This is a genomic window from Streptomyces sp. NPDC031132 (genome assembly GCF_055570595.1).
Window position 1 is genome coordinate 48583 of sequence record NZ_JBVIGX010000026.1, and the last position, 11753, is coordinate 60335.

An 11753-nucleotide genomic window follows, 5' to 3' on the forward strand; every position below is an offset into this window, starting at 1 on the left:
GAGGGACACCGGGGATGAGCACGAAGGACTTCGTCGAGAAGGACTACTACAAGGTCCTCGGTGTCCCGAAGGACGCCACCGAGGCCGAGATCAAGAAGGCGTACCGGAAGCTCGCGCGCGAGTTCCACCCGGACGCCAACAAGGGCGACGCCTCGGCCGAGGAGCGCTTCAAGGAGATCTCCGAGGCGAACGACATCCTCGGCGACGCCAAGAAGCGCAAGGAGTACGACGAGGCCCGCGCCCTGTTCGGCAACGGGGGCTTCCGCCCCGGTCCGGGCGGGGGCGGCTCGTTCAACTTCGACCTGGGCGACCTCTTCGGCGGTACCCAGCCGGGTGGCGGCGCGGGCGGCGGCTTCGGCGGCGGCGGTCTGGGCGACGTCTTCGGCGGACTGTTCAACCGCGGCGGCGCGGGCCCCGGGACGCGGGTCCAGCCGCGCCGCGGCCAGGACATCGAGTCGGAGGTCACCCTCTCCTTCACGGAGGCGGTGGACGGGGCCACGGTCCCGCTCCGGATGTCCTCCCAGGCGCCCTGCAAGGCCTGTTCGGGCACCGGCGACAAGAACGGCACGCCGCGCGTGTGCCCGACCTGCGTCGGCACCGGCCAGGTCTCGCGGGGCAGCGGCGGCGGCTTCTCGCTGACCGACCCCTGCGCCGACTGCAAGGGCCGCGGCCTGATCGCGGAGACCCCCTGCGACGTCTGCAAGGGCAGCGGGCGGGCCAAGTCCTCCCGCACCATGCAGGTCCGGATCCCGGCGGGCGTCTCCGACAACCAGCGGATCCGGCTGCGCGGCAAGGGCGCTCCGGGCGAGCGCGGCGGTCCCGCCGGCGACCTCTACGTGGTCGTCCACGTGGACGGCCACCCGGTGTTCGGCCGCAAGGACGACAACCTGACGGTCACCGTCCCGGTGACGATCGCCGAGGCCGCCCTGGGCGCCGACATCAAGGTCCCGACCCTGAACGGCCCCTCGGTGACGCTCAAGCTCCCGCCGGGCACCCCCAGCGGGCGCACGATGCGCGCCCGCGGCAAGGGAGCGGTCCGCAAGGACGGCACCCGCGGGGACCTGCTGGTGACGGTGGAGGTCTCGGTTCCGGCCACGCTGTCGGACAAGGCCCGCGAGGCGCTGGAGATGTACCGCGACGCGACGGAGTCGGAGGACCCGCGCGCCGTGCTGTTCGAGTCCGCGAAGGGAGCATGACATGGACGGCCGCCGCCGCCCGCCCCGGTTCGGCAACGGGGCGTACGAACTGACCGACGAGACCCCGGTCTACGTGATCTCGGTGGCCGCCCAGCTCTCGGGCCTGCATCCGCAGACCCTGCGCCAGTACGACCGCCTCGGCCTGGTCTCCCCGGACCGGACGGCCGGCCGCGGCCGGCGCTACTCGGCCCGCGACATCGAACTGCTCCGCACGGTGCAGACGCTGTCCCAGGACGAGGGCATCAACCTGGCCGGCATCAAGCGGATCATCGAGCTGGAGAACCAGGTCACGGCGCTCCAGCAACGCGTGGCCGAGCTCTCGGCGGCGGTGGACGGCGCGGCGGCCGTGCTCCAGCAGCGCGAGGCGCAGGTGCACGCCTCGTACCGGCGAGATCTGGTCAAGTACCAGCCGCCGGTGGCGGGCAACGCCCTGGTCGTCTGGCGCCCCGCGCCGAAGCGCCAGGGCGACTGACGAGCGACCGAACGCACAGGCCCCGCCCGGTTCCCCGGGCGGGGCCTGTGCGTTCCGGTGCGCTTCAGTCGCCCTCGTCCTCGAGGATCCCGGAGCGGGCGATGAGGAAGCCGAGTTGGGCGCGGCTGCCGCTGCCGAGGGTGCTGGCGAGCTTCGCGATGTGCGCGCGGCAGGTCCGTACGTTCATGCCCAGCCGGCGGGCGATGGCCTCGTCGACGTGGCCCTCGATGAGGAGCTGCGCGATGGTGCGCTGCACGCCCGAGATGCCGCCGCGGGTGTGCTGGTACGTGACTTCCTCCTGGAGCGGCACGGCGCGGTGCCACAGCTGCTCGAACACCTTGATGAGGTAGTCGACCAGCCCCGGGTGGCGCAGCTCCAGGGCGACCTGGCGGTCGTCGCTGGCCGGGATGAAGGCGACGGTCCGGTCGAAGATGATGAGGCGCTCGAAGAGCTCCTCCAGCGTGCGCACCTCGACCTTGCCCGCCTTGAGGAGGTCGACGTACGCGAGCGTGCCGCGGCTGTGCCGGACGGTGTGCTGGTAGAGGGTCCGGATCCGGACACCGCGGTCGGTCAGCGGCTGGTCGCGCTCCAGGGCCTCCGTGAGCTCGAGGCTGGGGCGGGCACCGCCGGGCTGGATGGTCAGCATCTCGGTGTGGCACTCGGCGGTGGCGAGGTTGAGGGCCGCGTTGATGGGGTCGAAGCCTTCGAGCACGGTGATGGCGTGGGTGCTTGCCGGATTCTGTGCACTGATGGCGAGAAACGGCTCGAAAGCTTCGGACAGTTCGAGAGAATCCCGGCGCCTGTCGCGGATCTCCCGTTCGATCGGATGCAGCCGCTGTGCGAGTGCCACCGCCGGTGGAACCGGACGGAGCGAATTGGCGTCATCAGGATCTGGCTGCAACAACGCCAGATCGAGCAAACAGGGTGCCGTTTTGACATCCCCACGTGCGATACGTCCGGTCCGCAGCGCGCTCGTGTAGAGCCGTGCCCCCTCGCTGCACAGCTCCGTGACCGAGTGGGGATGTGTCGCTTTTGTTCTGTTTATGGTCAAATCTCCACCCCCCAGGGTCCTGAACATGCAAGAACATGATGCATCGTCCCTGTGGCAGTGATGTGCCTGAATGAGCCATCGTCTGACAGGCGGGGGAGAGGATTTCATCAAGTGAGGACGAAGCCGACCATGAACAAGAGAATGCTTCGCTCGGCGCTTGCCACCGTCATCTTCTCGGCTGTGGCCGGTCTGGGACTTGCCGGGGTCACCCTGGGGGGCGCCGAAGGGGGTGCCGCAGGCCTCCAGGCGGCGCCGCTCGAGGACAGCGGATGGCGCGCGGCACCGATGGACAGCGGATGGCGCTCGGCCCCCGTCGACTCCGATGCCGACACCCTTGCTGTGGAGACCGCGGTATGACCCCCGACGACCGCGGATTCCGTCGCGAAATGGCCTCTGCCTACCGCTCCGGCTGGCAGTTCATCGACCTCGCCACGGCCATCCCCCACCCTGGCGACTCGTTGATGGTCACCCTGTTCGGACAGCCCATCGTCATCACGCGCGAGGAGGACGAGGACGTCCGGGCGTACCGGTGCCTGCGCCGCCCCCGCGGCGCGCCGCAGCCCGTCCGCTGCGAGGTGCGCTACGGAATGGTCTTCGTCAACCTTGATCAGCGCGACCACCAGCTCTTCGAACCCGATATCACCACCGCCACCCCCCGCAGTGCCTGAAGCGATTCCCCCGTCGTTGCAGATCGCTCCAGGTGCTCCCCCACACAACGGCGCCATCGTGGACCTGACCACGATGGCGCCGTTGTGATGTCCGCGTCCAGTGCTTGAACCGGACAAGGTGAAAGCTGAACTTGTCTGCGCCGGGTTCAGGCGCGGCCCATCGCCCGGTCGAGGGTGATCTCCATGACGACCCGGTCCGGGTTGGGCGAGGGCGTGCGCCCGTAGCGGTCCGCGTACCGCGCCACCGCCTCGGCGACCGACGCCTCGTCCGTACGGATCACCGCGTGGCCCTCCAGGGTCGCCCAGCGGCGCCCCGCCATCTGGCACACCGCCACCCGGGCCGGGCCCTGCTCCGTCGCCTGGGCCGCCAGCACGTTGCGGATCTTCTTGCTGTTCTTGTTGCTGATCACCCGGGCCAGGCCGGCCTCCGGGTCGTACGTGACACCCACCGGTACCACGTGCGGGGTCCCGTCGGGGCGCGGGGTGGTCAGCGTGCAGACGTGCTTCTCCCGCCAGAAGGCGAGGTACTCGGGCGTCGGGTTGAGTACGTCAAGAGCCATGGGCTGAGGGTACGACGCGGGTACGATCTCAGCCTTGAGTGGAATAGACTCAACTTTGCGTACGCTGACATACTCAAAGCACGAGACTCGAGCCTTCCGAGACCTGTCTGACCCGTCTGAGAGGAGAAGTCGCACGTGGATGCCGAGCTGACCAACAAGAGTCGGGACGCGCTGAACGCGGCCACCAGCCGGGCCGTGAAGGACGGCCACGCGGATCTGACCCCGGCGCACCTGCTGCTGGCCCTGCTCGCCGGCGAGGACAACGAGAACATCACCGACCTCCTCGCGGCCGCGGAGGCCGACCAGGCCGCGGTGCGCAACGGCGCCGAGCGGCTGCTGGCGGCCCTGCCCAGCGTCACGGGCTCCACGGTCGCACCCCCGCAGCCCACCCGTGAGCTGCTCGCCGTACTCGCCGAGGCCGACCAGGAGGCCGGCAAGCTCGGCGACGAGTACCTCTCCACCGAACACCTCCTCATCGCGATCGCCGCCAAGGGCGGCGCGGCCGGTGAGGTCCTTTCCACCCAGGGCGCGACGGCGAAGAAGCTGCTGGACGCCTTCGAGAACGCACGAGGAGGACGGCGGGTGACCACCCCCGACCCCGAGGGCCAGTACAAGGCCCTCGAGAAGTTCGGCACGGACTTCACGGCGGCCGCGCGTGAGGGCAAGCTCGACCCGGTCATCGGCCGCGACCAGGAGATCCGGCGCGTCGTCCAGGTCCTGTCGCGCCGTACGAAGAACAACCCGGTGCTCATCGGCGAGCCCGGCGTCGGCAAGACGGCCGTCGTCGAGGGCCTCGCGCAGCGCATCGTGAAGGGCGACGTCCCCGAGTCCCTGAAGAACAAGCGGCTGGTCTCCCTCGACCTCGGCGCGATGGTCGCGGGCGCGAAGTACCGCGGCGAGTTCGAGGAGCGGCTGAAGACGGTCCTCGCCGAGATCAAGTCCAGCGAGGGCCAGATCATCACCTTCATCGACGAGCTGCACACCGTCGTCGGCGCGGGCGCCGGCGGGGATTCGGCCATGGACGCGGGCAACATGCTCAAGCCCATGCTGGCCCGCGGCGAGCTGCGCATGGTCGGCGCGACCACGCTCGACGAGTACCGCGAGCGGATCGAGAAGGACCCGGCGCTGGAGCGGCGCTTCCAGCAGGTGCTGGTCGCCGAGCCGTCCGTCGAGGACACCATCGCGATCCTGCGCGGGCTCAAGGGCCGCTACGAGGCCCACCACAAGGTCGTCATCAACGACAGCGCGCTGGTGGCCGCGGCGACCCTCTCCGACCGGTACATCACCTCCCGCTTCCTCCCCGACAAGGCCATCGACCTGGTCGACGAGGCCGCGTCCCGGCTGCGCATGGAGATCGACTCCTCGCCGCTGGAGATCGACGAGCTGCAGCGCTCGGTCGACCGCCTGCGGATGGAGGAGCTGGCGCTGAAGAACGAGTCCGACCCGGCCTCGCTGGAGCGCCTCGACAAGATCCGCAAGGACCTGGCGGACCGGGAGGAGGACCTGCGGGGCCTGACCGCCCGCTGGGAGAAGGAGAAGCAGTCCCTCAACCGCGTCGGCGAGCTCAAGGAGCGGCTGGACGACCTGCGCGGGCAGGCCGAGCGCGCGCAGCGCGACGGCGACTTCGACACCGCCTCCAAGCTGCTCTACGGGGAGATCCCGACGCTGGAGCGCGAGCTGGCGGAGGCCACCGAGGAGGAGGAAGAGGCCTCCAAGGCCGGCGCCTCCAAGAACACCATGGTCAAGGACGAGGTCGGCCCCGACGACATCGCGGACGTGGTGGGCGCCTGGACGGGCATCCCGGCGGGCCGCCTGCTGGAGGGCGAGACGCAGAAGCTGCTGCGCATGGAGGACGAGCTGGGCCGGCGCCTGATCGGCCAGGGCGAGGCCGTACGGGCCGTCTCGGACGCCGTACGCCGCACCCGGGCCGGGATCGCGGACCCGGACCGCCCGACCGGCTCGTTCCTCTTCCTGGGCCCGACGGGCGTGGGCAAGACGGAGCTGGCCAAGGCCCTCGCGGACTTCCTCTTCGACGACGAGCGGGCCATGGTCCGCATCGACATGTCGGAGTACGGCGAGAAGCACTCCGTGGCCCGCCTGGTCGGCGCCCCGCCCGGCTACGTCGGCTACGAGGAGGGCGGCCAGCTGACCGAGGCCGTCCGCCGCCGCCCGTACTCCGTGGTGCTCCTGGACGAGGTCGAGAAGGCCCACCCCGAGGTCTTCGACATCCTGCTCCAGGTCCTGGACGACGGGCGCCTCACGGACGGCCAGGGCCGCACCGTGGACTTCCGCAACACGATCCTGATCCTGACCTCGAACCTGGGCAGCCAGTTCCTGATGGACCCGGCGACCTCGGCGGAGGACAAGAAGGCCAAGGTCCTGGACGTGGTGCGGGCCTCCTTCAAGCCGGAGTTCCTCAACCGCCTGGACGACCTGGTGGTCTTCTCGGCGCTGACCGAGGACGAGCTGGCCCACATCGCCGAGCTCCAGATCGGCCGCCTGGCCAAGCGCCTGGCCGACCGCCGCCTGACCCTGGACGTCACCCCCGACGCCCTGGCCTGGCTGGCGGACAAGGGCAACGACCCGGCGTACGGCGCCCGCCCGCTGCGCCGCCTGATCCAGACGGCGATCGGCGACCGCCTGGCCAAGGAGATCCTGGCGGGCGAGGTCCGCGACGGCGACACCGTACGGGTCGACGTGGCGGGCGAGGACCTCATCGTCGGCAAGGCGCTCTGAGCTGCGCTGACACGGCTTCGGGGCGCTCCCGGGAGCTTCGGAGCCGCCTTGGGTCCCGGCCCGCGGCCGCCCGCGCCGACGCGGCCGGGGCCCTCACCCGTGGTACGCGACGAACCGCACCACGACGTCGTACCCGGCCTGCTGCTCGACGCTGATCTCCACCCGTGTCGCCTGCCCGGGCACGGCGTCGGGATGGTCGACGGTGACGCACCGGTCCCCGGCCTCCGGGTCGTACCCCGGACCCGGCCTCGGGCAGACCGCCGGACGCCCGCCGCGCCCGTGCTCCTGGGCCTGCGGGAAGGAGGCGGTCAGCCACCCGTCCAGCCCGGCCCTGTCCATCCGGAAAGATCCGGTCACGGTGGTGTCCGGCCGGTCGGTGCGCCCGCACCGCTGGTCGCGGGCGTCCCCGGGCAGGCTCCCGCGGGCGAACTGCAGGGCCTGCGCGCAGCTGGTCTTCGTACGGGTGTCGGGGCCGTCCGGGGCGTCGGCCCAGTGGTCGAAGGCCAGCCACAGCCAGACGGCCCCGCCGATGCCGAAGACCAGCGGCGCGGCCAGCACCGCGATCCCGAGGCCCGATATTCCGCTGCGCCCTGCCATCCGTCCCCCTCCTGGCCTTATAGAGGGCTTACTCCTGTCCGCCCTGCGCGGATCGTACGTGCGGGGGTGGACAGGGGGTGGGAGCAATGGGGGAGGATGACATCATCCGCACGAAGGGAAATCACGGTGAGCATCGACCCGGCCTCGATTCCGAACTTCGGAGGGCAGCAGCCCGATCCGCAGGCCACAGGACCGGCGGGCCCCGTCGTCCCCGACCAGGATCTGGTCAAGCAGCTGCTGGAACAGATGGAGCTCAAGTACGTCGTCGACGACGAGGGTGACCTCGCGGCGCCGTGGGAGGAGTTCCGTACGTACTTCATGTTCCGCGGCGAGGACGAGCAGCAGGTCTTCTCGGTGCGGACCTTCTACGACCGTCCGCACGCGATCGAGGACAAGCCCCAGCTCCTCGAGTCGATCGACGACTGGAACCGTCGCACCCTGTGGCCGAAGGTCTACAGCCACACGCACGACGACGGCTCCGTCCGCCTGATCGGCGAGGCGCAGATGCTGATCGGCACCGGCGTCAGCCTGGAGCACTTCGTTTCCTCCACGGTCAGCTGGGTCCGGGCCTCCATCGAGTTCGACAAGTGGCTCGTGGAGCAGCTCGGACTGGAGAAGGAGATCGACTCCACCGACGGTGACGACAAGGACGGGGACGACGCCTAGGCGTCGCCACCCGTCACAGCGGCACGCGGGCGATGAGCAGCAGGTACAGCCCGTAGCCGTACGAGAGCCCGGCCAGCCCCGCGGTCACCACGACCGCGGAGCGCGGCCGGGCTCGCGCCATTGCGGCGGAGACCGGCAGGAGCAGTGGGAACGCCGGCAGCAGGAAGCGCGGTTTCGACTCGAAGTAGCCGGCCCCGCCGTAGGTGATCAGCAGCAGTACGGCCGTGTACACGAGCAGCGCCGGCGGCATCCGGTCGAGCAGCAGGAGCACCGCCAGGAGCCCGGCCGCGGCCAGCACGGCCACGGTCACGACCGTGGCGAGCGGTACGTGCCCGCCGGTCAGCACCCGCCAGACGGTGCCCGTCGTGTACGAGCCGAAGTCGAAGCGGGAGCCCCAGCGCCGCTGCACGGTGAAGTACCCGGCCGGATCCCCCGTGCGTATCCCGACGGCCGTGACGTACGCCGCCCAGCCCGCCGGGGCCAGCAGCGCGGCCGCCCACACCTCGGGCGCGCGGGATCCGCGGACGAGCAGCGCGTGCAGGGCCATGGCGGACACGGCGGCCCCGACGGCGATCCCGGTCGGGCGGGTCAGCCCGGCGAGCACGGCGAGGCCCGTGGCCCACAGCCAGCGCTCGCGCAGTACGGCGTACAGGGCCCAGGCGGCGAGCGCGGCCAGCAGTGGCTCGGTGTAGGCGAGGGTCAGCACCACCGCGTGCGGGGTCGCCGCCCACAGCGCCACCAGCAGCACCCCGACCCGCTCGCCGAGCAGCAGCTCCCCGACCCGGTACACCCCGACGGCGGCCACCGCCGCGGCGCTCCAGGCCACCAGCAGCCCGGCCCAGGGGGTGGCTCCCGCCAGCCGTACGAGCAGCGGGTACAGCGGGAAGAAGGCGTAGTCGCTCTGCACCAGCCCGGACCCGGCCCACATCTGGGTGCGGCCGTAGCCGTGCACGGCGATGCCGAGGTACCAGACGGAGTCCCAGGAGTGCCCGAGCACGCGGACGGGGCTCCGCCCGGCCCACCAGGCCCCGACGGTGAGCACCAGAGCCCCGCCGGCCCGGACGGCGGCGAACACGCCGAGCGCGACGAGGGCCGCGGGCGCCCTGCCGGTCTGGAGCTCCTGCGGCCGCACGGAAACCGACGCACTGCCCGTCGCCGTCATGAACCCCGTCTTTCCCGCGCTGCGTGCGTACGCCCATCCCGACGAGGAGAGCCTCGGGCACCCTAAAGCCCACCCCCTGCCCGCAGGCGTGAATGCCCCCGGAATCTCCGGTGAAATCAGCCCGCCCCCGAGGCGTCCCCCTGATGGGCCCCGGGTCAGAGCCGCCGCAGGCGGTCCGCGGCCTCTTCGAGGACCTCGGTCTTCTTGCAGAAGGCCCAGCGGACCTGGGTGGCTCCTGCGGACCGGTGGTCGTAGAAGACCTGGTTCGGGATGGCGACGACGCCGCAGCGTTCCGGGAGGGCGCGGCAGAACGCGAGGCCGTCCTTCTCGCCGAGCGGCGTGATGTCCGTGGTGATGAAGTACGTGCCCTGGGGGCGGAAGACCTCGAAGCCGGCCGCCGTGAGGCCGTCGGCGAGGATGTCGCGCTTGGCGGCCAGGTCGGCGCGGAAGCCCTCGTAGTAGCTGTCGGGGAGGTGCAGGGCCTCGGCGATGGCGTACTGGAAGGGGCCCGAGGAGACGTACGTCAGGAACTGCTTCGCCGAGCGGACCGCCGAGACGAGCTCCGGCGGGGCGGTGATCCAGCCGACCTTCCAGCCGGTGAAGGAGAACGTCTTGCCGGCCGAGCTGATGGTGACCGTGCGCTCGCGCATGCCGGGCAGCGAGGCCAGCGGGACGTGGGCGCCCTCGAAGACGAGGTGTTCGTAGACCTCGTCCGTGACGACGAGGAGGTTCCGCTCCACCGCCAGTTCCGCGATCGCCGCGAGCTCGGCCGGGGTCAGGACCGTGCCCGTCGGGTTGTGCGGGGTGTTCAGCAGGAGCAGCCGGGTGCGCGGGGTGACCGCGGCGCGCAGTTCGTCGAGGTCGAGCGTGAAGGCTCCGGCGTCCGGGCGCAGCGTGACCGGCACGCGGGTGGCGCCGGCCATCGCGATGCAGGCCGCGTACGAGTCGTAGTACGGCTCCAGGGCGATGACCTCGTCGCCCGGTTCGAGCAGGGCGAGGAGCGAGGCGGCGATGGCCTCCGTCGCGCCGGCGGTGACCAGGACCTCGGTGTCGGGGTCGTGGGCCAGGCCGTAGAACCGCTGCTGGTGCCGGGCGATCGCGGTGCGCAGCTCGGGGATGCCGGGGCCCGGCGGGTACTGGTTGCCCAGGCCCGAGAGCACGGCGCGGGAGGCGGCCTCGGCGATCTCGGCGGGGCCGTCCGTGTCGGGGAAGCCCTGGCCGAGGTTGATCGACCCGGTGCGGGCGGCCAGGGCCGACATCTCCGCGAAGATCGTCGTACCGAAGGAGGCCAGGCGGCGGTTCAGGAGGGGGCGGCTGCCGCCCACGGGTGCGCTCATGGGCGCCATCCTGCGGGGAACCTCTGGACTTGCTCAAGTGTGCTTTGGCCCGGGTGGCGTGCGGGCATCCCCCCTTCACACCCCGGGGGACCGGGGCGAGAACGTGAACGGGGGTTGGGTGTCATGTCTGTCTTCGTCTTGGGGTTCGTGGCGCTGGTCGTCCTGGGCTTCGTGCTCCTGGTGCGGAAGGTGGTCCGCGCCTGGACCGGCGCCGATTCCGGCTCGGGCTCCCGCTCGTCGTGGTGGGCGAACGGCGGCGGGTCGTCCAGCTCGTGCGGGGGCGGCTCGTCCTGCGGTTCCTCCTCGTCGTGCGGTTCCTCCTCGTCGTGCGGTGGAGGATCGTCCTCCTGCGGCGGTGGAGGATGCGGTTCCAGCTGACACGGGGCAGCTGGCGCCGCGTGCGTCGGGGCGTCCGGCGGTGCTAACTGCCGTCGGACGCCCTCATGTTCGGGCTTCCCGCTCCGCCGCGGTGCGACGCGCGGGACGCCTGGGGTTGAACACGTGAACTGTGTAGCCCCCGGGGGGATGTAAACCCAATCAAGTTGGGTAAAAACGCTGTGAGTGCCGTGCCTTTCATGATTCCCTCGGTTGAGTAGACCAGTCCTCGGACCTCCCTGGACTTCCTGTGGACCCGTGCCGGTGTCCCCCCACCCGTTGACTACCGCTGGCGGGCCCCGGCCCATCTCCCTCGCGCGTTTGCGGAGCCGACTCATGCTCACGACCCTCCAGACCACCTACACCGACACGCGTGCCGCCGATCTCGCCTGGGCCCTGGGTCGGGAGCGGCTGCCCGCCCTGGCCGTACTGAACCTCGAGCTGGCGGGCGCGAAGGTGGAGTTGCGCCTGCTCGGCGCCTCGCACCAGGTGCTCCTCGAGGAGGGCAGGGTGCTCTGCTCGGAGACCGTCGCCTGCATGCCCGGCAGCAGCACGCCGCTGCCGCTCGGCGTGGCCAAGCGGATGGGGGACTGGGAGTACGAGTTCGCCGCGCGGGTCGAGACCCTGTCGCAGGGCTCCTTCGCGGGGCGTGCGCAGGAGCTGCTGGCGCTGGTCGCGGATCACCCGAACGGATTGGCCGGGACCTTTCCCGGCAGCCCGCACGCCTTCACCGCCATGCTCGCGCAGCGCCACGAGGGCCAGGTGCGCTGGCGGACCTGGCACGCGTACCCGCAGGAAGGCCAGTTGGTGGCCACTCGTACGAGGGTCGGTGTGCGCACGGGCGCACCCGCCGGGACCCTGGAGTCCGCCGCGCGGTAGGGCGGGACTGGGCTGGGCGTTCCGGGGCGCGGGCGCCGCGCGCGTCCCCACGCG

General features: G+C 71.2%; 11 protein-coding genes. 6 read left to right on the top strand and 5 right to left on the bottom strand.

Annotated elements, in window-relative coordinates; all coding sequences use genetic code 11:
- Nucleotides 1-14: 14 nt before the first annotated feature.
- Nucleotides 15-1196: a molecular chaperone DnaJ gene (gene dnaJ / locus ACZ49B_RS29175; protein ID WP_468311552.1), complete on the top strand. Its 1182-nt coding sequence runs from the start codon at nt 15-17 to the stop codon at nt 1194-1196.
- A gap of 1 nt (nt 1197) precedes the next feature.
- Nucleotides 1198-1668, top strand: coding sequence for a heat shock protein transcriptional repressor HspR (locus ACZ49B_RS29180; protein ID WP_468311554.1), 471 nt, complete (start codon nt 1198-1200; stop codon nt 1666-1668).
- Nucleotides 1669-1732: 64 nt separating this feature from the next.
- Here ACZ49B_RS29180 and ACZ49B_RS29185 read toward each other — a convergent pair whose 3' ends face one another.
- Complete coding sequence (locus tag ACZ49B_RS29185; protein WP_078987796.1) at nt 1733-2746, bottom strand: helix-turn-helix transcriptional regulator; 1014 nt, start codon at nt 2744-2746, stop codon at nt 1733-1735.
- A 326-nt stretch (nt 2747-3072) separates the two neighbouring features.
- Between ACZ49B_RS29185 and ACZ49B_RS29190 the strand changes: the two genes are divergently transcribed.
- Nucleotides 3073-3387 (top strand): Rieske (2Fe-2S) protein, encoded by a 315-nt coding sequence (locus ACZ49B_RS29190; protein ID WP_030299141.1) that lies wholly within the window; start codon nt 3073-3075, stop codon nt 3385-3387.
- Nucleotides 3388-3533: 146 nt separating this feature from the next.
- Here ACZ49B_RS29190 and ACZ49B_RS29195 read toward each other — a convergent pair whose 3' ends face one another.
- A complete protein-coding gene (locus tag ACZ49B_RS29195; RefSeq protein WP_468311557.1) occupies nt 3534-3947 on the bottom strand; it encodes a pyridoxamine 5'-phosphate oxidase family protein in 414 nt (137 codons plus the stop codon).
- A gap of 135 nt (nt 3948-4082) precedes the next feature.
- Between ACZ49B_RS29195 and clpB the strand changes: the two genes are divergently transcribed.
- Entirely contained in the window at nt 4083-6683 is a 2601-nt protein-coding gene (clpB, locus tag ACZ49B_RS29200; protein WP_468311558.1) for an ATP-dependent chaperone ClpB, read from the top strand.
- A gap of 93 nt (nt 6684-6776) precedes the next feature.
- Here the strand turns inward: clpB and ACZ49B_RS29205 are convergent, their stop codons facing one another.
- Nucleotides 6777-7280, bottom strand: a complete 504-nt coding sequence (locus ACZ49B_RS29205; protein ID WP_468311560.1) for a hypothetical protein — start codon at nt 7278-7280, stop codon at nt 6777-6779.
- A gap of 126 nt (nt 7281-7406) precedes the next feature.
- Here ACZ49B_RS29205 and ACZ49B_RS29210 point away from each other — a divergent pair, with 126 nt between their 5' ends.
- A complete protein-coding gene (locus tag ACZ49B_RS29210; protein ID WP_030299148.1) occupies nt 7407-7946 on the top strand; it encodes a type III secretion system chaperone family protein in 540 nt (179 codons plus the stop codon).
- A 13-nt stretch (nt 7947-7959) separates the two neighbouring features.
- Here ACZ49B_RS29210 and ACZ49B_RS29215 read toward each other — a convergent pair whose 3' ends face one another.
- Together ACZ49B_RS29215 and ACZ49B_RS29220 are read right to left on the bottom strand one after the other, a co-directional pair.
- Nucleotides 7960-9108, bottom strand: a complete 1149-nt coding sequence (locus ACZ49B_RS29215; protein ID WP_468311562.1) for a hypothetical protein — start codon at nt 9106-9108, stop codon at nt 7960-7962.
- Nucleotides 9109-9263: 155 nt separating this feature from the next.
- Nucleotides 9264-10454, bottom strand: coding sequence for a pyridoxal phosphate-dependent aminotransferase (locus ACZ49B_RS29220; protein ID WP_468311564.1), 1191 nt, complete (start codon nt 10452-10454; stop codon nt 9264-9266).
- 702 nt (nt 10455-11156) lie between these two features.
- On the opposite strand from ACZ49B_RS29220, the gene ACZ49B_RS29225 reads away from it, so the two are divergent.
- Nucleotides 11157-11699: a DUF2617 family protein gene (locus tag ACZ49B_RS29225; protein ID WP_468311566.1), complete on the top strand. Its 543-nt coding sequence runs from the start codon at nt 11157-11159 to the stop codon at nt 11697-11699.
- Nucleotides 11700-11753 lie beyond the last annotated feature (54 nt).

Excerpts from the sequence above, each read along its gene's own strand:
- ACZ49B_RS29205 (WP_468311560.1), bottom strand. The coding sequence starts at position 7,280 with ATGGCAGGGCGCAGCGGAATATCGGGCCTCGGGATCGCGGTGCTGGCC.
- ACZ49B_RS29180 (WP_468311554.1), top strand. The coding sequence starts at position 1,198 with ATGGACGGCCGCCGCCGCCCGCCCCGGTTCGGCAACGGGGCGTACGAA.
- ACZ49B_RS29190 (WP_030299141.1), top strand. The coding sequence starts at position 3,073 with ATGACCCCCGACGACCGCGGATTCCGTCGCGAAATGGCCTCTGCCTAC.
- ACZ49B_RS29185 (WP_078987796.1), bottom strand. The coding sequence starts at position 2,746 with ATGTTCAGGACCCTGGGGGGTGGAGATTTGACCATAAACAGAACAAAA.
- ACZ49B_RS29220 (WP_468311564.1), bottom strand. The coding sequence starts at position 10,454 with ATGGCGCCCATGAGCGCACCCGTGGGCGGCAGCCGCCCCCTCCTGAAC.
- ACZ49B_RS29225 (WP_468311566.1), top strand. The coding sequence starts at position 11,157 with ATGCTCACGACCCTCCAGACCACCTACACCGACACGCGTGCCGCCGAT.
- ACZ49B_RS29215 (WP_468311562.1), bottom strand. The coding sequence starts at position 9,108 with ATGACGGCGACGGGCAGTGCGTCGGTTTCCGTGCGGCCGCAGGAGCTC.
- ACZ49B_RS29195 (WP_468311557.1), bottom strand. The coding sequence starts at position 3,947 with ATGGCTCTTGACGTACTCAACCCGACGCCCGAGTACCTCGCCTTCTGG.
- dnaJ (WP_468311552.1), top strand. The coding sequence starts at position 15 with ATGAGCACGAAGGACTTCGTCGAGAAGGACTACTACAAGGTCCTCGGT.